At 68.7% G+C, this 20,877-nt stretch carries 22 protein-coding genes and 1 pseudogene; 21 read left to right on the forward strand and 2 right to left on the reverse strand.

The genetic code is table 11. The features are described from left to right. The first annotated feature begins 105 nt into the window (after positions 1-105). The 3 genes from ACWD6P_RS10465 (at position 106) to ACWD6P_RS10475 (ending at position 3,127) form a co-directional block, all read left to right on the forward strand. Complete coding sequence (locus ACWD6P_RS10465; RefSeq protein ID WP_451443634.1) at positions 106-708, forward strand: hypothetical protein; 603 nt, start codon at positions 106-108, stop codon at positions 706-708. A 27-nt stretch (positions 709-735) separates the two neighbouring features. Next, entirely contained in the window at positions 736-2,040 is a 1,305-nt protein-coding gene (locus tag ACWD6P_RS10470; protein ID WP_451443635.1) for a DNA sulfur modification protein DndB, read from the forward strand. 172 nt (positions 2,041-2,212) lie between these two features. Beyond that, positions 2,213-3,127, forward strand: coding sequence for a DUF5655 domain-containing protein (locus ACWD6P_RS10475; protein WP_451443636.1), 915 nt, complete (start codon positions 2,213-2,215; stop codon positions 3,125-3,127). A gap of 497 nt (positions 3,128-3,624) precedes the next feature. Here the strand turns inward: ACWD6P_RS10475 and ACWD6P_RS10480 are convergent. Continuing rightward, positions 3,625-4,424 (reverse strand): IS5 family transposase gene (locus tag ACWD6P_RS10480; RefSeq protein ID WP_451443709.1). Its coding sequence is split into 2 segments (ribosomal slippage): positions 3,625-4,085 and positions 4,085-4,424, totalling 801 coding nucleotides; the frame shifts between segments, so codons are not numbered across the junction. Between the two features lie 146 nt (positions 4,425-4,570). On the opposite strand from ACWD6P_RS10480, the gene ACWD6P_RS10485 reads away from it, so the two are divergent. Further along, on the forward strand, positions 4,571-4,774 hold the full coding sequence (locus ACWD6P_RS10485; protein ID WP_451443637.1) for a hypothetical protein: 204 nt from the start codon (positions 4,571-4,573) through the stop codon (positions 4,772-4,774). 328 nt (positions 4,775-5,102) lie between these two features. Here ACWD6P_RS10485 and ACWD6P_RS10490 read toward each other — a convergent pair whose 3' ends face one another. Then, positions 5,103-5,852 carry a DNA-methyltransferase gene (locus tag ACWD6P_RS10490; protein WP_451443638.1) on the reverse strand — a complete coding sequence of 250 codons (750 nt, stop codon included), beginning with the start codon at positions 5,850-5,852 and terminating at the stop codon, positions 5,103-5,105. 610 nt (positions 5,853-6,462) lie between these two features. Here ACWD6P_RS10490 and ACWD6P_RS10495 point away from each other — a divergent pair. The 17 genes and pseudogenes from ACWD6P_RS10495 to ACWD6P_RS10575 form a co-directional block, all read left to right on the forward strand. After that, positions 6,463-7,605 carry a C40 family peptidase gene (locus ACWD6P_RS10495; protein ID WP_451443639.1) on the forward strand — a complete coding sequence of 381 codons (1,143 nt, stop codon included), beginning with the start codon at positions 6,463-6,465 and terminating at the stop codon, positions 7,603-7,605. Positions 7,606-7,694: 89 nt separating this feature from the next. Further along, on the forward strand, positions 7,695-7,994 hold the full coding sequence (locus ACWD6P_RS10500) for a DUF6112 family protein (RefSeq protein WP_451443710.1): 300 nt from the start codon (positions 7,695-7,697) through the stop codon (positions 7,992-7,994). Beyond that, positions 7,994-8,680 carry a hypothetical protein gene (locus ACWD6P_RS10505; RefSeq protein WP_451443640.1) on the forward strand — a complete coding sequence of 229 codons (687 nt, stop codon included), beginning with the start codon at positions 7,994-7,996 and terminating at the stop codon, positions 8,678-8,680. Before ACWD6P_RS10500 ends, ACWD6P_RS10505 begins: the two co-directional genes overlap by 1 nt. Before the next feature lie 30 nt (positions 8,681-8,710). Beyond that, complete coding sequence (locus ACWD6P_RS10510) at positions 8,711-10,099, forward strand: SCO6881 family protein (protein ID WP_451443641.1); 1,389 nt, start codon at positions 8,711-8,713, stop codon at positions 10,097-10,099. A gap of 92 nt (positions 10,100-10,191) precedes the next feature. Beyond that, positions 10,192-11,661 (forward strand): SCO6880 family protein, encoded by a 1,470-nt coding sequence (locus tag ACWD6P_RS10515; protein ID WP_451443642.1) that lies wholly within the window; start codon positions 10,192-10,194, stop codon positions 11,659-11,661. 47 nt (positions 11,662-11,708) lie between these two features. Continuing rightward, positions 11,709-12,164, forward strand: a complete 456-nt coding sequence (locus ACWD6P_RS10520) for a DUF6238 family protein (RefSeq protein ID WP_451443643.1) — start codon at positions 11,709-11,711, stop codon at positions 12,162-12,164. Between the two features lie 21 nt (positions 12,165-12,185). Further along, positions 12,186-13,703, forward strand: a complete 1,518-nt coding sequence (locus tag ACWD6P_RS10525; protein WP_451443644.1) for an ATP-binding protein — start codon at positions 12,186-12,188, stop codon at positions 13,701-13,703. Between the two features lie 90 nt (positions 13,704-13,793). Continuing rightward, entirely contained in the window at positions 13,794-13,985 is a 192-nt protein-coding gene (locus tag ACWD6P_RS10530) for a hypothetical protein (protein WP_451443645.1), read from the forward strand. A 113-nt stretch (positions 13,986-14,098) separates the two neighbouring features. After that, complete coding sequence (locus ACWD6P_RS10535; RefSeq protein ID WP_451443646.1) at positions 14,099-14,767, forward strand: hypothetical protein; 669 nt, start codon at positions 14,099-14,101, stop codon at positions 14,765-14,767. A 27-nt stretch (positions 14,768-14,794) separates the two neighbouring features. Next, a complete protein-coding gene (locus ACWD6P_RS10540; RefSeq protein ID WP_451443647.1) occupies positions 14,795-15,565 on the forward strand; it encodes a hypothetical protein in 771 nt (256 codons plus the stop codon). Between the two features lie 34 nt (positions 15,566-15,599). Beyond that, positions 15,600-16,097, forward strand: a complete 498-nt coding sequence (locus ACWD6P_RS10545) for a hypothetical protein (RefSeq protein ID WP_451443648.1) — start codon at positions 15,600-15,602, stop codon at positions 16,095-16,097. Positions 16,098-16,280: 183 nt separating this feature from the next. Beyond that, positions 16,281-18,074, forward strand: coding sequence for a type IV secretory system conjugative DNA transfer family protein (locus ACWD6P_RS10550; protein ID WP_451443649.1), 1,794 nt, complete (start codon positions 16,281-16,283; stop codon positions 18,072-18,074). 104 nt (positions 18,075-18,178) lie between these two features. Further along, positions 18,179-18,427 carry a hypothetical protein gene (locus ACWD6P_RS10555; RefSeq protein ID WP_451443650.1) on the forward strand — a complete coding sequence of 83 codons (249 nt, stop codon included), beginning with the start codon at positions 18,179-18,181 and terminating at the stop codon, positions 18,425-18,427. Next, the gene (locus ACWD6P_RS10560) at positions 18,424-19,605 is read left to right on the forward strand and encodes a DnaB-like helicase N-terminal domain-containing protein (RefSeq protein WP_451443651.1); all 1,182 of its coding nucleotides are present in this window, start codon (positions 18,424-18,426) and stop codon (positions 19,603-19,605) included. Before ACWD6P_RS10555 ends, ACWD6P_RS10560 begins: the two co-directional genes overlap by 4 nt. Then, entirely contained in the window at positions 19,602-20,210 is a 609-nt protein-coding gene (locus ACWD6P_RS10565; RefSeq protein WP_451443652.1) for a hypothetical protein, read from the forward strand. The genes ACWD6P_RS10560 and ACWD6P_RS10565 overlap by 4 nt, the downstream gene beginning before the upstream one ends. Next, complete coding sequence (locus tag ACWD6P_RS10570; protein ID WP_451443653.1) at positions 20,200-20,490, forward strand: DNA cytosine methyltransferase; 291 nt, start codon at positions 20,200-20,202, stop codon at positions 20,488-20,490. Before ACWD6P_RS10565 ends, ACWD6P_RS10570 begins: the two co-directional genes overlap by 11 nt. After that, a pseudogene (locus ACWD6P_RS10575) lies at positions 20,483-20,737 on the forward strand (DNA cytosine methyltransferase); the annotation flags it as partial. The gene ACWD6P_RS10570 and the pseudogene ACWD6P_RS10575, both read left to right, overlap by 8 nt. Positions 20,738-20,877: the final 140 nt, after the last annotated feature.

A 20,877-nucleotide genomic window follows, 5' to 3' on the forward strand; every position in this document is an offset into this window, starting at 1 on the left:
ATCACCAACCAGGGCTTTTTTGTCTAATCTCACCGACTGTCAGTGGGGCGTGCAAGGATGGTCACCCTCGTATCTACCGTCACTGCAGTGGAGGCTGGCTGAGGCATGGCGACCGCTCACAACCTCGGTCACTCCGTGATCCGACATCGGCTCGAGCCTAGCCCGGCCGTTGAGATCAAACTCGGCATCGTCCCCATGCTCGACGAACCGGCCCACAAGGTCCTCGAGGACGACCTGAGCGTCCACGCTTCGCCATGGGAGCGGCTTTTAGCCGTTGAGAACCTCGCAGACTCCCTGCCTCAGGAAGCCGGGCTCTACATGTTCGTCTGGCGGCCCACCTTCAAACTCGCCATGGCGGACAACTCGCCAAGCAGCTTTCACCAGATCCTGTACATCGGCCAGGCCGGCGGAGCCGGACAGCAGGGGAACACACTTCGCAACAGGTACCGGGAGTACAAGAAGTACCTCAGCGGCAACCCTGAGGCGCTGTGGGCCACCCAGCCTCCCGACACACGGCGCGGTCGCCTCACGCACTACCTCACGCTGAGGCCCTTGGAGTACTGGTTCACAACCATCGCTGATCGGTCTCAGATAGAGAATCTGGAAACCCGGCTGATTGACCTCTACAACCCGCCGGCCAACGTACAGAAGAGCCCCAAGCTGCGCGCCCGGGTAGTCGGCCCCCGCAAGCCGGCGCTCCGAAGCTAGTCGCCACCCCGAAATCGAGGTACCGCCATGGCATCAAAAACGTTCGTTCCCGCCTTCGAGGCAAAGGTGGGAAATTGGACCTACTACTCTTGCCTCATGAGCTATGCCCAAGTGGCACGCGAGATCAGCTTCGCTCACGAACTTGGCGGAAACCGTGATCTGGGCACGATGATTCAGCGAGGCGTGGGAAATCGCACCGAGGACATTACCGAATACCTCCTGACCAACGAGAATCGATTCCTTGGCGCGCTGATCGTGGCGGTGTGGGGCGGGCACCCTGACTACCTCCCTCTGACCATGGACGAGGATGCAGCGAACCAGGCTGTACTGGAGGGTATCGATCGGAATTTCGGGGTCCTCACCTTTGACGGAACGCACCAGTTCTTCGCTCTCGATGGCCAACACCGACTCAAGGCCATCAAAGACGCGGTTAAGCGAGACCCTGAACTTGGCAGCGAAGACATCACCGTCATTGTCGTCCCTCATTTCAATACTCCCGAGGGGCGCCAGCGGACGAGGCGACTGTTCACCAACATCAACCGAAATGCCAAGACGACCAGTGCAGGCGAGAATATCGCGCTCGACGAGGATGACAGCTTTGCTATCTTGACCCGACGGCTGCTCGATGAAGATTCCTTCCTCAGCCAGACCAACGTGGTCATCGTGTTCACCAAGGTTGGCAAGGACGACGGTGAACTCAGACTCGCTTCACGCCAGGTGTCGGCCACGAGCCCCGCATGGACCAGCATCCCAGTCCTGTACGACATCGTGAAGGAGATTGGATTCGACCTTCCTTGCGCCGCCGGAAGGTCGGCTCAGCGTGCAGCAGACGAAATCCTGGACCAGAGCTACGAGATCCTGGCCACACGTATGCAGGAACTTCTCGACGCGTGCGGAAACCTGCGGCGCCGCTACACGGATGCTGTAGCGCCAAAGGATGTACGAGCTCCAAAGGGCCGCGATGGGGCAGGACACCCCTTCATGCGTCCGATCGTCCAGGTGCAGGTGGCAAGGGCAGTACGTCACTTCCTGGAGCAAGAAACGCTGGAGTGGCCCGAGCTGATGAAGCGGCTTGCAGACCTCGACTGGCGCATGTCAGCGGCTCCGTTCTCATCCTGTTGGATTGAGACCCCCGATGGCCCTAAGCAGGGAAAAATGGCCACGGCGAAGGAGAACGGGCAGCTTCTCTACGAGTTGCTGCTCGTTCACATGGCACCTAGGTCAAAGGCCCAGATCACACGGGCCGTTCGCTCCTACTCCGACCTGATGAAGACGAAGTACCCGGTCCCAGTGGACGAACTGCTTGAAGCCCTCCCCGCAGAGGACGCCTGACCCGGAGATCTGCTGGACCCATAAGGGCCGTGAACCCGTCGTCATTGGTGCGCGGGAGAAGAGGCTCCCGGTCTCACCGCTCCCGAGACCGGGGTCCACACATGCCGGGAATAGCCCCCTCCACATTTGGATTGTGCGACTAGTGAGTCAGCACGAATGTGGAGGGAGGCAGGTGAGCAACTTGAAGGTCTTCAGGGTGAGAGGCGGGCAGGCCGCAGAAGTGCCGGCGGCGGCCGTGGGGGTGGAGGTGGAGCTGCAGCGGCTGATCGAGGCCAACATGGAGGCGATGCTCGGCATCCGCTTCCTGGCCACTGAGTACCGCACTGGCCATCACGGAGGCCGGATCGACTCCCTCGGGCTGGACGAGAACGGCGCGCCCGTCATCGTCGAGTACAAGCGCCACCGCGACCAGAACGTCATCAGCCAGGGGCTTTCATACCTGTGGTGGCTCCACGACCACCACCACGAGTTCGAGAGCCTGACCCGGGAGAAGCTCGGCGACCAAGCCGCCGGGAAGATCGACTGGAGCGCTCCGCGGATCGTCTGCGTCGCTGGCGCCTTCACTCACCACGACACGGTGGCTGTGGAGATGATCGGCCACCGGATTGACCTGGTGACGTACAGGGTCTTCGAGGATGTGCTCACGCTGCAGCTCATCGCGTCGGCCGGCGGCAGCCGCACCTCTGCGCGGGCCAGAACGTCGGGATCGGCCCGCGCAGCGTCACCGGCGCCGAAGTCGGTCCAGCAGTATCTCGACGAGTCGCCCGAGGACCTCAAGGAGCTGTACGCAGACCTCGACGAGCTGCTGTTGTCGCACCGGGATGTGCTCAAGGAGTCCCAGCTCCACTATGTCGCCTACCGGCGGTTCATGAACGTGGCCACGGTGCGCGTGCAGCCGCGCAACCGGCTGCTCGTGGTCAATCTGAGGCTGAATCCGGAAACGGTCGAGCTGCAGGAGGGTTTCTCCCGGGACATGCGTGGCCTCGGGGCCCTCGGCATCAAGGACGGCGTCGAGGTGCGGATCGGCTCGCGCGAAGACCTCGCACGAGCGACCGATCTGGTCCAGCGAAGTATCGAGGCGGTATAAGTCCCCCGTATGGCTGACCTGTCGCACCGAAGGTTGAGTGCCGGACCGTGCGGGCTGGCAGTTCGTGGCGCGGCTGGTCCCTGATGGACGGGCGCTGGCCGGCAACAGACAGCTGCGTCCCAGCGGTGCTGGCCTGGGCAACGAGAACGTCACGCACCGCCGGGTCGGATCTCCGACACACATGCTGCGCAGGATCGTTGGGTGAGGTATGCACCCCGTCTCCAACTCGGGCTCTCAAACGATCCGGGTTCCGGCCCCGACCGACCCTGTTGACGCCATGCACGCTGCCGGGCATCTGTCTTCGAGTGAACCTACCTGCGACGACGTGGGAACCGCCCGTGACTTGGCCCGCCAGGCGTACGTTGCCTGGGTCCGGGGTGACCGTGCTGCCGCCCGCGCCTTGGCTGACGTCGCACGCGTCTACGCCTGCCTTGCCGAACGAGCGGACCACACGGCCGCACGCTTGGACCTGGCCACCGCCCAACTTAGAGGTCATCTCATTTGGCGAGTCTGCGGTAGCAGATGAGGGTGCAGGCGATGCTTGTGAAGGCGAGGAAGTGCTCGGCTTTGCGTTCGTAGCGTCGGTGGAGTCGGCGGCAACCGGCGAGCCAGGCCATGGTGCGTTCGATGGTCCAGCGGTGGCGCCCCAGTCGCTGGGAGGTCTCGATGCCCTTGCGTGCGATGCGGTGGGTGATGCCACGCCTGTTTAACCATCGCCGCAGGTGGGAGTAGTCGTAGCCTTTGTCGGCGTGGAGCTTTCCTGGCTTGCGTCGTCGGGGTCCGCGGCGGGAGCGGATCGGCGGTATGCCCTTGACCAGAGGGATCAGAGCCTGGCTGTCGTGCAGGTTCGCTCCCGAGATTCCGATGGAGAGGGGCAGACCGGTCCGTTCGGTGATCAAGTGGATTTTCGAGCCGCATTTGCCCCGGTCCACAGGATTCGGGCCTGTCAGGTCCCCCTTTTCAGGGCCCGCATGTTCACCGAGTCGATCGCGCAGCGGGACCAGTCCAGCTCGCCACGGGAGCCAAGTTCGTCGAGGACCAGGCGGTGGAGCTTGGCCCACACCCTCGCCTTGGTCCACTCCGAGAAGCGCCGATGAGCCGTCGCCCCTGACGGCCCGAACGACGCAGAGGGCAACTGCTGCCACGTGCAGCCTGACGTCGCCACGAACACGATCGCGGCCAGCACCTCCCGGTCACCATGCCGACGTCGGCCACCACCCTGCGGCCGCGACGGCGCCTCCGGCACCACCCGCTGGAACAGCTCCCACAACTCATCCGGCACCAGCCGCTCAACGATCCCCACCACGACCGACAGCCTACCCAACAGCCCAAATGAGATGACCTCTTAGGGCGGATGCCGCACGTGCCGAGGCTGCCGCTGAGGCCGCCGACGACTATGCCCGGCTCACGCCGCGCCAGCGCTCGGCACGCCGGGTGGCGCGCATGCTGCTGGCCGCACAACCGGACGCGCCGGTCGACAAGATCGAGCACGATGTCGTGCCACTGACCACGGTCATGGAGCGGCTCGATGTCTCCCAGAGCACCGCGTGCGAGATCCGCAAGGAGGCTACGGCTCTGCTGCTGTCCGGCTATGGCCACCAGGACGCCGCTGCCGATGCGTCCTACGAGCCCGAGAGTAAGTGCTGATCAACCGCAGCACTCGGTGACAGGTGGGCCCTGCTTCGGCGACGGGAAAGAGGCGAGGGTCCCCGCGATCGGCTGAGGGAAGATCGATTGAAACCGGGGGCAGCGCCGTCTTGGACCCTGGTGTCACGGCAGAAAGATCGTTAGAAGGCCGAGTGGGCCTCAGCGGCCACTCAACCTTGGTTGAGGAAACCTAGCCGTCACCAATCTTCGGTGACAGCGCTCAACCTTCGCTGCGAGAGATCAATGACAATGGGCAGTTGTTCCACCAGAGTGGTGGAACAACCGCCCATTTCTGCGTCACGGCCCTGCTGCCTGGGGCTTCTCGGTCTCACTCTTCGGGCCCGGCGAGTTCGAAGTCGTCCTGGGTCAGTGCGCATCGCAGCCGCTGCTCAGCAATGGTGGCGTAGTGGTCGGAGAGTTCGACACCGACGAAATTGCGGCCTTCCTTCAGCGCGGCGATGCCTGTGGATCCTGAGCCGGTGAAGGGGTCGAGGACGGTGCCGCCGGGCGGGCAGACCTGGACGAGCTGCTGCATGACCTCGACGGGCTTCTGGGTGATGTGGACGCGGTCCTTGCGTGGCTGGGAGGCGATGTAGTGGCCGGGCAGGTAGAGGTCCCGGGTGTTGTCGAGGCTTCCCTTGACGCCCCAGAGGATGAACTCGGAGTCCTGCTTCGGCCCGCCCTTCCGAGGGCGTGAGGCCGGCTTGATCCACGGGATGGTGCCCGACCAGGTCCAGCCCGCCATCTGCAGGGCGTCTGACGTGGTCGGCTCCTGCCTCCAGTCGGAGAAGACCATGACGACGGCGTGTTCGCGGCTGGCGCGGTATGCCTCGGTGAGCAGCTCGGTCAGCCAACTGCGGTAGGAGCGCTGGTCGCGGTTTTCGCCGGGGAAGTTGGCCAGGTCGTGGCGGGCGTCGCCGCTGGTGTACTTCGCCCGTGCGGTGCGGGCGGTGCGTTCGGAACTGGTACGTCCGCCGGAGTTGTACGGCGGGTCGGTGATGACGCTGTCGACGCTCTCGTCCGGGAGGGATTTCAGGACGGTGAGCGCATCGCCTCGGTGCAGGGTGTACGACGACATTAGGCGGATCTCTCTTTCCGGAGGACGGCTACGTGCACGCATCCGTGGAACGGGATATGCGTGCCGGTGCTGCTCGGGGCAACCGCACGGGCGGCTGCCTGGGGCGAGCAGTGGGCTGGAGGTTAACGCCTTTTTCCGGCCGCACCCAATGGCGTGATCTTGACCGTTCCTTTCATGATCACAGCTCGTTTGGTGCGGCCGGATTTTGTCTCTACAGTCTCGGCGTGTTCGCAGGACGGGCCCTGGTTCCGGCCCTGTTGAGCTGTGCTGATGCGTGTTGCCTCGTCCAATCGGCGGCCCGCTCGGCACCCGTGAAACCCCTGACGGATGCGAGGGAGAGGAATTCACCGTGTGGCGTCTGAGATTACGAGCGCGGCTGGCTGCCGCATTGCGATAAAGGGATCGGCGCTTCGGAGTTAGCAGCTCCGAAGCGCGGCCTCCCCTTCGGGGACTTTCGAATGTTTGACCGGCGTGGTGCCGGTGGCCTTTTCGACGAGAACGCCGGCACCACGCTGCCTACGAGTAAGGAGCTGCTGATGCAGCATGCCCAGGCGCGCCCCTCCCCGGGGCTCGGTTCTCCCACCCGTCGCTCGGCGTCCGGCCTGCGACCGTGAAGAAGGTCGTCGCCATAGCTGGGGCTGTTGCGCTCAGCCCGATGCTGTTGATCGTGCCGCTCGCCGTTGCTCTGGGTGGTGCCAGCAGCGCGGAGGCCACTTGCGTCGATGGTGATGCGCAGGCTGTGGATGCCTCAGCGGTGGCCAAGCAGGTGGAATCGATCCTCAAGGGCGATGGAAAGGGGTCGGTGTCCGTGCCGGGGCTGGATGCCCCGAAGGAGCAGATACCGAACGCCAAGACGATCCAGGCGACCGGCGTAGCAATGAAGGTGCCGGCGCGGGGACAGATCGTCGCGCTGGCCACGGCTCTGCAGGAGTCGGGGCTGCGGAATCTGGATTACGGTGACCGGGATTCCCTCGGTCTCTTCCAGCAACGTCCCAGCCAGGGCTGGGGGACCGCCGCTCAGGTCCGTGATCCGGTGTACGCCTCGAAGAAGTTCTACGAGGGGTTGCTCAGGGTCTCGGGCTGGGAGTCGATGACCGTCACCCAGGCCGCTCAGGCGGTCCAGGCATCCGGCTTCCCGGACGCCTACGCCAAGTGGGAGCCCCTGGCCACCGCGCTTCAGAAGGCCATCTCCAAGTCGCTGTCGCGGCACGGAGGCTCCGGCAAGGACAGCGACAAAGGCGGCAAGGACGAGCCGACCGCCGATCCGGCGGCCACCGGGTGCGGCGCGGGAGAGGACGGGGTCACGTTCGGCCCGGTCCCCGCCGGGTCCCTCCCCAAGGGCTACAAGATCCCGCCCGGTGCACCCAAGTCGGTCCGTAAGGCGATCCGTTGGGGCCTCGGGCAACTCGGCACTCCATACCAGTGGGGCGGCGAGTGCTCTGATCCGCGCGGTCAGGACCCGATGGGCCGGTGCGACTGCTCGTCTCTGATGCAGGCGTCGTACAAGGCCGGCGGTGTCTCGATCTCCCGGACCACGTACACGCAGGTCAAGGAGGGCAAGGCGGTCAGCGTCAAGGCCCTCAAGCCGGGCGATCTGCTCTTCACCCGCGGCACGGCCTCCCGGCCGGAACATGTCGGGATGTTCATCGGCGGAGGACTGATCCTCCAAGCGCCCGAGACCGGCGACGTGGTCAAGATCTCGACCCTCACCGATTGGCGGCCGGACATCCTCGCCGCTCGCCGAGTCGTCTGACCGGCTTCCCCCTCCCCTTCCCTCTCGCTCCACCCACCCTTCGGGCCCTCGCATGCCCCAAAATCGCACTGGAGTTCTAAGTGAAGCTCATGCAGCACGCCCAAAACCTGGCATACGACCCCGGCGTCTCGCCGAAGGAGGGCGGGCTCCCCGGCCTCAGCGTCTTGAAGGACGTCATCTCCTCGATCAATCTCTTCGGCATCATCGCCGTGGTCGGCGCCCTGGCCGTCTCCGCCCTCGTCTGGGCCTGGGGCCACCACAGCGGTGGCCACCAGGCGGAGGCCAACGGCAAGAAGGGCACGGTCGTCGCCGCGGGATGTGCGCTGCTGCTCGGCGCGGCGAACGGCATCGTCGCGTTCTTCAGCGCCATGGGAACGCAGGTCCACTGATGTCAAAGAATCGTTCCCGCACCGCGCAGGAGCGCGCGTACGGACCGCCCTTCTCGGTGTTCCAACGCGCGCTGATCGGCGGCATCGTCCTCGCCGTGCTGCTGGCCGTCGCTGGGCTCGTCGCGTATCTGACGCGCCCCGAGAGCACGGGCTCGGCGAAGCCCTCCCCCACCCGGCAGTCCGCCCAGCCGTCCCCGACCCCGGAGTCAACTCCCCGCGAGCGCGAGGCGGTCCCTGCACCGCCCAAGACGAGCGACCCGGTCGAGTTCGCGAAGGCGGCTACCAAGGTCCTCTGGACGTATGACACCCGTTCCTCCTCCCAGGCCGAGCACTTGGCCGGGCTCAAGCGGTGGATGACCGGCGAGAAGAAGTACGCCGACTGGGAGTCGGTAACGAAGCAGGTGCCCAGCCCGGTGCTGTGGTCGCGGATGCACGACAACCGCCAGCGCTCCGGCGCCAAGATCGGTGAGGGCCACTTCCCGCAGGCGTTCAAGGCAGCCCTGGCTCAGGACCCGGGTGCGATCACCGAGGCGTACGTGTACGCCGTCACGGTCAGCGGCACGCAGTCCATCGCCTGGAAGGGCTCGGGTGCCGGAGCCGAGGCCCGATCCACGACGGTCGCCGTCCAGTGCCGTCCGAAGCAGTCGTGCGCCTTGGTCGGCGTGCTTCCCCAGGTCGCTCCGTGACCCCCGGCAGCGCAAGGAAGGAGGACCCTGATGGGGGTCTGTGACGTACCTCTGGTGGACAAAGCCTGCGATGTCATCGACTTCGCCAGCGATCCCGCAGGGTCCATCACCGGCATGATCGGTGAGTGGATCGCCAAGTCCATGGGAGAGCTTGCCGCAAGCGCCGCCGACTTGGCCGCGAAGGCGGTCGACACCACAACCCGGGTCGATCTCAACGCCACCTGGTTCCGCGACAACTACGAGCTGCTGCTGCCCATCGGGCTGGTCCTGACGGTCGGCACGTTCATCCTGCAGCTCATCCGAGCCGCTTGGCGTCGCGACGAGCGTGCTCTGGTCCAAGCCGCGTTCGGCACCATGACGGGTGTCTTCTTCGCGTTCAGCGCGATCGCCTGCACCACCGTGGCGCTTACCGTGGTGGACGCGCTGAGTGCCGGATTGTTCAAGGCGGCGCACAGTTCGGTGAGCGATGCGATCCGCCGTGTGATCAAGGTCAGTCAGTACGACGGCATGTTCGAACTGGGCTGGATGGTGCCGACCTTCGTGGCCATCGGAGCCGCGATCGGCGCGTTCGTGTATTGGGCCGTGATGGTGGCTCGCAAGGTCGGCATCCTGATCTTGGTGACGTTGGCGGTGTTCGCGGGCGCCGGCGGCGGCTGGGAAGTCGCCAAGCGCTGGCGGCGGGGCTGGATCGAGGCCACCGCCACCCTTGTTTTCAGCAAGCTCCTGATGACGGTCGTGTTCCTGATCGGGGTCTCCGCCATGGGTAAGTCCGATTCCGGCGGCGGGCTCGCCGCCGTCTCGGACGCCATGGCCGGGATCGTCGTTCTGATCCTCGTCATGCTGTGCCCCTACGCCACGTACAAGTTCGTGCACTGGGCCTCCGAGGGCGGTGGCAACGACGACGTGCACCGCACCGGTGTCGCGGGCATGGCGGCCATCGGCGGCGCGGCCAAGACCGCGGGCTCGCTTGCGCTGCAGGCCGGGATCGGGGTGCCGGCTCCCCAGGGGCCGGCGAAGGTGCCGGGCCAGGGTGCCGGTGGTGTCACTTCCGGTATCGACCCTGCCGGAGGGGCCAGTGCTCCGTCGCCGAAGACGTTCCGCTTCGGTGAGGACCCGAACGCCACGGGCGACAAGGGGCGGGCACTGATCCGGCGGCCTCCCACGGACGGCGACCGCGGTCAGCCCCTGATCCAGCGCCCGGGTCAGGGAGCCGCATCGGATTCGGAGGCTGATTCGGCACCGGTCTCCTCCGGGCCGACTCCCCAGGGCGCCTCGGTCGCGCCGCCGCGGGTCACGCATATGGACCCGCCTGCGCCACGGCGCAGTGGATCACCTTCGGCGAGCGGTCCTTCCCCGCAGGGCGGCACCACGCCGCAGCGGTGGATCTACCCCAAGCCTCCGGGTGGATCGGGCTCGTAGCCCGCGCATGACGGGGGCGGGCGCCGCGCTCGGCCCGCCCGCCCCCGCCCCTCCTCATCTTTCTCTGTTCACGTTCCAAGGACGGCTTCGCCATGCTCTCCGACACCTCTCATCCCGACGGCCCGGCCACCGTGAAGTTCCCGCACCGCTCGCGCCGTGGCGTGCTGCTCGGCCTGACCGCTCCCCAGCTTGTCGTCGTCACCGTCACCGGTCTGCTGCTGCTCGCGGTCCTGCTCACCTCGGGCGTCGCCGGGGCCCTCATGCTCCTGCCGCTGTGGGCCGCCATCCTGGCAGGGGTCTTCATCCGCCATCGCGGACGGTCCCTCGCCGACTGGGCGCCCATCGCCCTGCGGTACGCGTTGCGCCGCTTCCGGGGCCAGCTCATCTGGCTCACCCGTCCGGCCACCCGACCTCGGCGCGAGGGCGTGCTCCACCTCCCTGGCACTGCGGCCTCCCTGCGTGTGGTCACCTCCCCCGACGGCCGCCTTGGTGCTGTGCACGACCCGCACAACAACACCCTGACGTCCGTGGTGCGTGTCTCCTCCCGTGCCTTCGCCCTGCTCGACCCGGCCACCCAGTCGAGCAACGTCGCAGGCTGGGGCCGTACTCTCGCTGCTCTGGCGCGTACCGGGCACATCGCCCGGGTCCAGGTCCTGGAGCGCACCGTCCCGGACTCCGGTGACGCGCTCAACCGCTACTGGCACGAGCACGGCAACGCCCAGGCGCACCTTGCCGGGCCCGTCTACGGAGATCTCCTGGCGGCTGCGGGGCCGGCTGCCGCGCCGCACGAGGCGTACGTCGCGCTCGCTCTCGACCTCAAGGCGGCCCGCCGACTGATCAACCAGGCCGGAGGCGGGCTCACTGGCGGCTTCGCCGTGCTTGCGCAGCTGACGTCCACCTTCGACCAGGCCGCCCGCAACGCCGGTCTCGCGCCCAGCCCGTGGCTGTCCGCGACTGAGATCGCGGCGGTGATCCGTACCGCCTACGACCCCAAGGCGTCCGCCGCGCTGGACCAGTGGTCCTCCTCGGATCGTCCGCAGGCGGATCCTGCGGCCGCCGGCCCTGTGGTCCTGGTGGAGAAGGCCGATCGGATCCAGACCGATTCGGCCCACCATGCCACGTTCTGGATCGAGAACTGGCCGCGGATCGAGACCAGCCCCGGCTTCCTGCACCAGCTCCTGTTCACCTCCGGCGTGCGCCGTTCCCTCTCCCTGACGTACGCGCCCAAGGGATTGGACGCCGCGCTCAAGGACGTGCAGCGCCGCAAGGCCACCGTGATCGCGGATGCCGCCGAGCGGCAGCGCAAGGGCCAGGTCGACTCCGAAGAGGACTCGATCGAGTACGCCGACATCAAGCAGCGCGAGCGCCAGCTCATCGCCGGACACGCCGACGTCGCCATGACCGGCCTGCTGACGGTGAGCGCGGACACCGACGAGCAGCTCAACGCCGCCTGCGCGGCCATCGAGACCGCAGCCGTCGCCGCCCTGGTCGATCTGCGCCTGCTGACCTGGCAGCAGGCCGAAGCGTTCACAGGCGCCGCCCTGCCGCTCGCCCGCCCGTAGCGCACCCACGCACCACCGACCGCGCTCTACCGAAGGGCACCCACCCCATGCCGACCGAGCCCCTGCCCGAACTGGCACAGGACTTCGTCCCGTTCGCCACGGCCGCGCTCGACTTCCACCGGGCCATCAACATGCCCGTCGCGCCGACCGCTGCCAGCCGCGCCGAGCTGGACTCCCTCCACGCACACCTCGTCGCCCTGTACGGACTGTGCGACGCCCACTCCGCCCGGACCACGCCGGTGGCCGAGGCCGAGGGTGACCACCTGCGGGCGTGCCGGATCCGGCTGTGGCAGGCAGCCGAGCACCTCCACGCCGCCTACCACGCGGCCCCTCACCCAGGCAGCGGCCGCGTCCCCACCCGGGAGGCGTGCCGGGCCCGGCTCCCCGAGGGAGCACCCGAACTCACCGTGTGCCAGCGCCACCTGGCCACCGCCGCCCAGGTCCGCCGCGACCACACACCGGCCGACCTGCGCGACCCCTTCACCGGCCTGATCCGCCACTGACCACCCCGGAGCACCACCGCCATGCCCTCTCGCACTCGCGCCAGCGCCAGCCCGCTCTTCGTCCCCCGCACCAGCGACCGGCGCACCGCTCGCGCTGCCCGCGACCAGTTCGCCGCCGCCCGTGACCAGGCCCGGCACGCCGCACGCCCCGAAGCCCCCCGTACCGCTCCCCACATCGACCCGGAGCTGCGCGCGACCTACCCGGCGGCGGGGCGGCCCGGCCCGGCCTCCGCCCGCGGCGGCCGTCTGGGGCTCCCCGCCCACCGCATGACGACCGCGACCGCATCCGGGGCCTATCCCTTCCTCGCCGAAGGCGGGCTCGGCGCTCAGGGCATCTACATCGGCCGTGACGTTCACGCGGAGGCGGCCTTCACCTACGACCCGTTCGCCCTGTACGGACGCCTCGACGGCTTCACCAATCCGAACATCCTGCTCGCCGGGATCATCGGCATGGGCAAGTCCGCCCTGGCCAAGTCCCTCGCTGTGCGGGCCGTGGCCTTCGGATACCGGATCTACGTACCCTGCGACCCGAAGGGCGAGTGGACCGTCGTGGCCCAGGAGCTGGGCGGGCAGACCATCGCTCTGGGGCCGGGCCTGCCAGGGCGATTGAATCCTCTGGATGCGCCCGCCAGGCCGTACGGCGTCAGCGAGGAGGACTGGAGCGGCGAAGTTCGCAAGCGGCGTCTGCTCCTCCTCGGGTCGCTCGCGAAGACGGTTCTGCGGCGGGACCTGCACCCGATCGAGCACACCGCCCTCGATGTGGCGCTCGACCAAGTCGTCACCACCGCCGAGGCAAACGCCACCACTCCGCTGCTGGGCGAGGTCGCCTACGTCCTCGGCTCGCCCGAGCGCCTGGACGCAGCCCTCGGAGAGCTCTCCGGTCGCCTCGGCCACGCAGCAGACGACCTGGCCCACGCGCTGCGCAGGCTCGTGCACGGCGACCTGGCCGGGATGTTCGACGCACCGAGCACCGTGGCGTTCGACCCGAGCGCGCCGATGCTCTCCATCGACCTATCCCGCCTCGGCGGTGCCGGCGACGACACCGCGCTCGTCCTGGCCATGACCTGCGCCTCCGCGTGGATGGAATCCGCACTCGCCGACCCCACCGGAGGGCGGCGCTGGGTGATCTACGACGAGGCATGGCGCGTAATGCGGCACGTCGCCCTGCTGGAGCGCATGCAAAGCCAGTGGAAGCTCTCCCGCGGCCTGGGCATCGCCAACCTCATGGTCATCCACCGCCTCAGCGACCTCCTGACCGCCGGCGACGCCGGCTCCCGAGGTCGTGCGCTGGCCGAGGGCCTGCTCACCGACTGCTCCACCCGGATCATCTACCGCCAGGAAGCCGACCAACTCAGCTCCGCCGCAGCCCTGCTGGGGCTCACCGGCGTCGAGACCCAGGCCGTCTCCGCCCTCACCAAGGGACGCGGCCTATGGAAGGTCGCGGGCAGGTCCTTCATCACTCAACATCTCCTCCACCCGCGGGAACGCGAGCTGTTCGACACCGACGCCCGCATGCACGCCATGAGCGCCCGCCCCTGACCAGGCCCCATGCGCCGGAGGGAGCCGACGCCACGCTCGGCTCCCTCCGCAATCCCGCCTCCACAGCCATCTACAAGGAATCCGCCCTCCATGCCTCAGCGACACATGATCCGCCGTGCCATCCGTCGGCTCGTCCAGCTCTACAGCGACGCGGCGAAGGCCAACGCCGCCCATGGCCATATCCCCCTGGCCACTGGACCATTCGGCCCCCTCGACGAGTCCCGGCGCCTGGATCGTCGACAGCCCCCGGCCGGCGATCGCACCGGAGCCCGTCATCGCTGAACCCGAACAGCGCCAGACCTCCCCCTAGCGCAGATTCCCCGGCACCGCCAAATCCCCCTTCGGGGCACATCCTCGTGCTCCGCACGGCCCGACCACTGCGAGGTGCATCTCTCGTGGCGGAAACACGTCCGCACATCACCATCGGCCACCACGACCAGTACGGCATCGTGGCGGCGACATCACACGAAAACCACGTCGCCGACCACACCCTGCGGCTGGTCGGCTTCGAGCGAGTGCCCGGCAGCAGGCTGTACGCCCTGATCGAGCCGAACCGCGACCTGACCCGACGCGGACAGCAGGCGGTCCAGTCCCTGCGCGCCGCCCGGTACAGCGTCACTTCCGACGTCGCGTACGACCTCAAGCCCGCCACCCGTCTCGTCCCCAGCCGAGGCGAGGAAGCGGCATACGCCTCCGCCCGTGCGCTCGACGCCGATATCCGTGCCGCCCGGATCGTCGTACACGACCAGGTACGCGACCCCGACGGCACCTTGCGCGCGGTCGGCACCGACACACGCACTCACGAGGGCGTACTGCTCCACGGCGAAGGCGACCTCCGATACGTCGAGACCCGGCTGGACAACACGACCATGGCGTTCGACGCCTTCTCCTACATCCGCGGAAACGGGCACCCCGATCCGACTCCGTCCACCCAGCAGCGCCGGGCCCAGGCCGCCACTGCTGTCTCCCCGGCCCGCGCGGGCGCCCCTCCGCCACAGAGGTCCGCCGCCGCTGTCGAATGCCGGCCTGCCTCCGCTGTCCATCAGCCGGTCCGCGCCCGCTAGAACATCCACCCGAAGAGAGTCCTTGCGATGAATCTCCAGCTTGAGCCTGATGTCGCCTTCGGCGTCCATCCCGACCTCGGTGTGGCCGCCGCCGTCGCGGACGACCGCCCCTTCCTGGACGAGGTCCTACGCAAGCACCACTTCCGCTACAGCAAGCACCTCGACGTCTACCTCCTGCCGGACGACACCCCGCACAACACGGCGGTCCGGACGGTGGCCAGCGCCACCCGGGAACTCCAGGACGCCGGGCTGTCGGTCGCCGCCGATCCGCGCATCATGCTCCCGCCGCCCATCCCCACACCGGACGGCGTGCCCGTACGCGAGACCCTGCCCGGTCAGTCGCTGACCGCCCTGACCGGCGAGCTGCACGAGCTGCGCCGCTCGGCCGACGTCGCCGACGTCCTGGAGCAGATCCTCGACGAACACCACGGTGCCGTCGGCGACCTGGAAGAGTTCATCGACACGGCCGCCGCCTGGTGCGAACGGCTCGGCACCCCCAACGGCCGCGAGCTGTCCCAGCATCTACGCACCATCGCGCACCACGTCGCCTTCCTCAGCGACCAGCTCGTCAACGCCCAGCTCGACCTGGCGGTGATGCCGGACGTGACACCGGAGAACACTCCGCCCCTGGCCGAGGTGCCGCTCCCCGCCCGGCACGACATCCCGGCGGTGACGCACACCGCCCGGTCCCGCGCAGCCGTGGCGTCCTCCCCGAACCGCCCGGCCAACCTCCCAGCGCAACAGGACGGACCGGCCCACCCGCCGGCCGCGCCGCCCAGCCACAGCCGTACGCGCTGACTTCTGCCCTCAAATCGCACAAGGAGTCCGGCTCATGGCCGTCAAGAAGCTCTGGACCATCGACCGCGCCTGCGGACACACCACCCAGGCCGATCTCTCCGACCGCCCGGCCGACCAACGTGCTGGGTACGCCCGCTGGCTCGCCCAGCGCGACTGCACCGACTGCTGGCGAGCCGCCCGGGACGAACACACCGAGACGAAGGCCGAATGGCTCGCGAAGAAGCGGGCCGCCGAGCAGGCCGAGGCCGAGAAGTGGTCTGCGCGGTACCGCATGCCGCCGCTGGATGGCACCGACCGCGCGGTCGCCTGGGCTATCCGCTGCCGCCACCAGCTCGTCTCCGCCGCCTACACCGCCCTCGTCCTCGAAGGCACCACCAGCGAGGCGGAGTGGGAGACCGTCGAGGACGCGGTGCGGACCCTGACGCGCGCCGGGTGGTGGCTCGACCAACGCGAAGCCGACCCCGCCGATCTGCCCGAGCTGCTGGAAGCGGCCACCGAGAGCGACCGCCCGAACGAGAACCCCTACTTCTAGCCCGCCTTCGGAAGGCCCCATGTCCGCCACGTCCAAACCGGGCCGGGCACGCTCACCGGTCCTCCTGCCCCAACAGCCGAATGCCTTGCCCACCGCCACAGCCGCTAGGAGCCCGCTCGTGATCGCCAGAAGAGCTCACCCCCTCGCCACCACCCACAGCTCCGCACCTCCTTGGACCTTGCCTTGCCATCTCCGCGTACCAGCACGCCCTCGACCACCACCGGCACCGACGTCCTCCTCTACCTCCTGCTCGGCATCGCCGGGCTCGGCATGGCAGGGGGCTCGCTTGCCTGGCTGTTCGGCAACCTCATCAACGTCGTCGTCGGCTCCGATCCGTGGGCCGCCTTCCAGCCGACCACCGCGCTCCTGCGCCCGGAGCAGGTCTGGCCGCATCTCGCTCAGCCCGCCCTCATCGCCGCCTGCTACGTACTCCCCGCCGCCACTCTCGCGACCGCTGCCGTCGTCGGCGCCAAGGTCTGGCTGCGTTTTCGCGGGAATCCCAAGGGGTTGGCCGATCAGCGGGACCTGGCGGATCTGCTGCCCAAGAAGATCGCCAAGAAGGCGATCGAGCTGCGGCCCAGTCTCAAGGGCACCCAGCCCAAGGACGTCGCGCCGGACGACTGCGGAGTGCTGCTCGGCACGGTGAAGCCCGGAAACAAGGAAGTCCGCTCATCCTGGGAAGACGTGATCCTCGCGATCATGGCACCCCGGTCCGGGAAAACTTCCGGACTCGCGATACCCGCGATCCTGCGAGCACCCGGCCCGGTGCTGCTGACCTCGAACAAGGCGGCGCGCGATGCCTACACCGCGACGCTCGACGAGCGCGCCGAGGTCGGGACGGTGTGGACGCTGGATCCGCAGCAGATCGCCCATGCCCCGCAGACCGTGTGGTGGGACATCCTCGCTGACGCCCACGATCTCGCCGGGGCTCGGCGGCTGGCTGGGCACTTCGTGACCGCCTCCGTGGATGAGTCGAGCGCGGGCGACTTCTGGTCCACCGCCGCTGCCAACACGCTTACCGCGCTGTTCCTCGCCGCGGCCCGCGACGGCCGCCCGATCACCGACGTGCTTGCCTGGCTCGCCTCACCGGCCGACCGCACGCCCATCGACCTGCTGCAGGACGCCGGGCTCGACGCCGTCGCCGCCCAGCTTCAGGGCACCGTGGCCGGTGCCGTCGAGACCCGCGACGGCATCTTCGAGACCGCACGGCAGTACGCGAGTTGCCTCCTGGATCCGAGCATCGCCGCCTGGGTCACCCCGCCCAGCGGCACGGCCAAGGTCCGGCAGTTCAAGCCGGAGGAGTTCGCCACCAGCAAGGACACCCTGTTCCTGCTGTCCAAGGACGGCGGCGGATCGGCCTCGGCGATCATCGCCGCGGCCGCCGACGCGGTGATGCGCGCGGCCGTCATCCAGGCCGAACGCGACGGCGGGCGCCTCGACGCCCCACTGCTCGCGATCCTGGATGAGGCGGCCAACGTGTGCAAGATCGCGGACTTGCCGGACCTGTACTCGCACCTCGGTTCCCGGGGCGTCATCCCGATCACCATCCTCCAGTCCTACCGCCAGGGCGTCCGCGTCTGGGGCGAGGCCGGGATGGATGCCCTGTGGTCGGCGGCGACGGTCAAGCTCGTCGGCAGCGGTATCGACGACGCCGACTTCGCGGACAAACTCAGCCGCCTGGTCGGCGACCACGACGTGCGCACGGTGTCGGTGTCCACCAGCGAGTCGGGGAAGTCCTCGTCGGTCTCGATGCGCCAGGAGCGCGTGCTTCCGGCTGACGCGATCCGGGCGCTGCCCAAGGGCTCCGCGCTGTTGCTGGCCACCGGCATCCGCCCCGCCCTGCTCGACCTCAAGCCCTGGTACCGCGAGCCGGACGCGGACCGGCTCGGTGCCGCCTCCGCCAAGGCGACCGCGGCCATCACCGAGCGTGCTCTGGCCAAGAACCTGCGCCGCGACGACTTCGGTCCGGCCGCGTGACCGGCCTGTACGCGGACACCGTCCGGACGAGACGAGCGGCAAGACGGCCTCGCGCATGCCCCGGGCCGCTGCTCGGCCCTCCCCTTCGTCTTGAGGTGCTCCCGATGTCTCACGCCATACCGTCCTGGGCTTCCGTCCGCGGGTCCGAGCGGCTCGCCGGCACTCCCGCCGTACGCCGCGGCGGCCACTGGTGGCTCGTCACCCCGAGCGGAACCGTGCTCGCCTCGGACCCCGCCCTCACCAGCGAACTGGACCGCCTCGCCGCCGACATGACCGCGGCCAACCGCGCCGTCACGGAACTGCGCACCGAGCGCCACCCCGTCGACAAGGCCGTACGTAAGGCTCGACGGTGACTCCCCTCCTCCAAGCCGAGCAGGCGGTCCTGGGCGCGGTCCTCCTGGAGCCCGGGCAGCTCGACCGGCTCTCCTCCTGGCTGCGGCCGGATCACTTCTATCGTCCGGCTCACGCGGCCGTTTACGCCGCGATGCTCAAGCTCCGGGCCGACGGCCACCCGGCCGCATCCACTGAGGCCGGGGCGCCCGTCCCGCTGGCGTGGGTGAACGACACGGTGCGCGAGGCCGGTACACGGACCCGTGGGCTTTCGGCGTCGTACGTGCACTCCCTGACGTCCGCATGCCCTCGCCCCGCCCACGGCCCGGTCTACGGGCGGATGGTCCTGGAAGGCGCCATCCACCGCAGCGTGGCCGAGCACGCCACCCGCCTCCACCAGGCCGCTCGCACCGAGTGCGTTCGCGGCGGAGCAGAAGAAACGATCCACTACGCCCAGGTCCTGTCCGACGTCCTCGCCGACCTCGCCCGCCGCTGGGGCACCGAACCACGCCCCGCACAGCCTGCGGCAACGAGCGAGCCGCCGGCGGAGCAGCCACAGCCGGTGGACGAGCAGGTCCTCGCCGATGAGGAGTTCCTCCTCGGCTGCCTGAGCGCCCGGCCCGACAAGCTGCGCGACGTCGTCGGGTGGCTCCACCCCGGCGACTTCGCCGACGCAGGCCACCAACAGATCTACCGCTCCCTGGGCGCCCTGCACCACCGGGGCGAGCCCATCGACCAGCTGACCGTGCTGTGGGAGACACAGCGCCGAGGCGCTCTCGCCAACGGGACGCTGGACACCGAGCGCGTCCTGCGGATCTGCGACCCGAACTCCATCGCCGGATCGGCCGAGTACCTCGGTGAACAGGTCGTCCAAGCCTCACTCGTACGGACCGCCGCCACCTCGGCCCGGCAGATACGTGCGCTGGCCGACGATGAATCCCTCGCACCGGGGCGGCTGATCGGCTACGCACTGCACGCCCTGGGCCCGCTCGATGACGTCCGCCGCCGCTGGCGCATCGCCAACGGCGCCGAACCGGAGCCAAGCCGCCCCACCAGCCAACCGGGCGCTCCTCCACCGGCCGCCCGCGTCGATGCAGCCCGATCCCGCAGCCGCCTCACGGACGCCGTCCCAGCCACCGCTCACCCTGCAGCCTCGCGTCCCACCGTTCCCGACCGTCATCACCGCCGGAGCCCCGCATGAAGGATCACACTGGCCGCGCAGCCCTGGAACAGGGCGAGCTGTACCTCGTTGCCCGGGAATTCGACGAACTGCGTGCCGAGATCGGCGTTCCCGGGTCGCCGAGCGGCCTGCCTGACCTCGTCACCGCCTCCCAGCATCTCGCCATGCTCAGTGGGCTGTTCAAGGACCTGTCCGACGAGGTCCTCCTCCGTGTGACCGATGACGACCCCGGGCTCGATCTGGCGCCGGTCATCTACGCCTACACCGCGGCGGCAGTGCCCGCGGGGCGGGCCATGGAGAACTACACCGAGGCGTTCCAGCAGCTCGGCTTCCTCCACCGGTACGCCGAAGCCCCCGACGCCGCAGACCTCCGCAACGCACGGCAGGCCACGTTCTTCGTCGTCCAGGAGCGGATGGTGTACGTCCGCGACAACCTGCGGGAAGTCAGCAACACCCTGCGTGGCGCGGCGGACCGGCTGGACGGCACCCCGCCCCGAATCCTGGCGGCGCTGAGCCGATCAGCCCGCCCGACGAACTCGATCTACCGCCTCCCTCCAGAACCCCACGCCCCAGCGCAGGCCCCGACCCGGCTCGCCTACACCCCCGCGCCCCACCATGCCCGCTGACCCGCCGGCGCCGCTCGCCGCGCCGTCGATCGGGAGCCTGTGTTCCGGGTACGGTGGCCTGGACCTCGGTGCCCAGGCCGCCCTCGGGGGCACGCTCGCCTGGCACGCCGAGAACGACCCCGGGGCTGCCCGGATCCTGTCCCGCCACTGGCCAACGGTGCCGAACCTCGGCGACATCTCCACCGTGAACTGGACCACCGTTCCCGGGGTGTGCGTCCTGACGGCCGGCTTCCCCTGTCAAAGACGTCTCGGTCGCCGGCCGCCGCGCCGGACTGGCTGACGGCACCCGGTCCGGCCTGTGGCATCACGTCGTGCGCGCCATCGAAGCCCTCAACCCGTGCCTGGTGGTGATCGAGAATGTCCGAGGACTCTTGTCCTCCCCCGCCGGTTCCCCTGGCGAGGTGGAACCCTGCCCGTGGTGTCTGGGAGACGCCGCAGGTCAGCCTGCTGTGCGCGCACTCGGTGCCGTACTCGGCTCCCTGGCCGACCTCCGGTTCGATGCACGGTGGTGCGTGCTTCGCGCCTCCGACGTCGGCGCCCCGCACCGACGCGAACGGATCTTCCTCGCCGCCTGGCCATCCGGGCGGACCGCCGCTGCTCAAGACGCCGACCAGCAACCTGGCGACCAACGGCGGCAGCCAGCACCCGGCGAAGCGGAAGCAGGGCG

The organism is Streptomyces sp. NPDC002446 (assembly GCF_053595675.1).

What these genes read in the sequence shown, in the direction of transcription:
- ACWD6P_RS10465 (WP_451443634.1), top strand. Translation starts at nt 106, where the DNA reads ATGGCGACCGCTCACAACCTCGGTCACTCCGTGATCCGACATCGGCTC.
- ACWD6P_RS10470 (WP_451443635.1), top strand. Translation starts at nt 736, where the DNA reads ATGGCATCAAAAACGTTCGTTCCCGCCTTCGAGGCAAAGGTGGGAAAT.
- ACWD6P_RS10485 (WP_451443637.1), top strand. Translation starts at nt 4,571, where the DNA reads ATGCTGCTGGCCGCACAACCGGACGCGCCGGTCGACAAGATCGAGCAC.
- ACWD6P_RS10490 (WP_451443638.1), bottom strand. Translation starts at nt 5,852, where the DNA reads ATGTCGTCGTACACCCTGCACCGAGGCGATGCGCTCACCGTCCTGAAA.
- ACWD6P_RS10500 (WP_451443710.1), top strand. Translation starts at nt 7,695, where the DNA reads ATGCAGCACGCCCAAAACCTGGCATACGACCCCGGCGTCTCGCCGAAG.
- ACWD6P_RS10505 (WP_451443640.1), top strand. Translation starts at nt 7,994, where the DNA reads ATGTCAAAGAATCGTTCCCGCACCGCGCAGGAGCGCGCGTACGGACCG.
- ACWD6P_RS10510 (WP_451443641.1), top strand. Translation starts at nt 8,711, where the DNA reads ATGGGGGTCTGTGACGTACCTCTGGTGGACAAAGCCTGCGATGTCATC.
- ACWD6P_RS10515 (WP_451443642.1), top strand. Translation starts at nt 10,192, where the DNA reads ATGCTCTCCGACACCTCTCATCCCGACGGCCCGGCCACCGTGAAGTTC.
- ACWD6P_RS10520 (WP_451443643.1), top strand. Translation starts at nt 11,709, where the DNA reads ATGCCGACCGAGCCCCTGCCCGAACTGGCACAGGACTTCGTCCCGTTC.
- ACWD6P_RS10525 (WP_451443644.1), top strand. Translation starts at nt 12,186, where the DNA reads ATGCCCTCTCGCACTCGCGCCAGCGCCAGCCCGCTCTTCGTCCCCCGC.
- ACWD6P_RS10530 (WP_451443645.1), top strand. Translation starts at nt 13,794, where the DNA reads ATGCCTCAGCGACACATGATCCGCCGTGCCATCCGTCGGCTCGTCCAG.
- ACWD6P_RS10540 (WP_451443647.1), top strand. Translation starts at nt 14,795, where the DNA reads ATGAATCTCCAGCTTGAGCCTGATGTCGCCTTCGGCGTCCATCCCGAC.
- ACWD6P_RS10545 (WP_451443648.1), top strand. Translation starts at nt 15,600, where the DNA reads ATGGCCGTCAAGAAGCTCTGGACCATCGACCGCGCCTGCGGACACACC.
- ACWD6P_RS10555 (WP_451443650.1), top strand. Translation starts at nt 18,179, where the DNA reads ATGTCTCACGCCATACCGTCCTGGGCTTCCGTCCGCGGGTCCGAGCGG.
- ACWD6P_RS10565 (WP_451443652.1), top strand. Translation starts at nt 19,602, where the DNA reads ATGAAGGATCACACTGGCCGCGCAGCCCTGGAACAGGGCGAGCTGTAC.
- ACWD6P_RS10570 (WP_451443653.1), top strand. Translation starts at nt 20,200, where the DNA reads ATGCCCGCTGACCCGCCGGCGCCGCTCGCCGCGCCGTCGATCGGGAGC.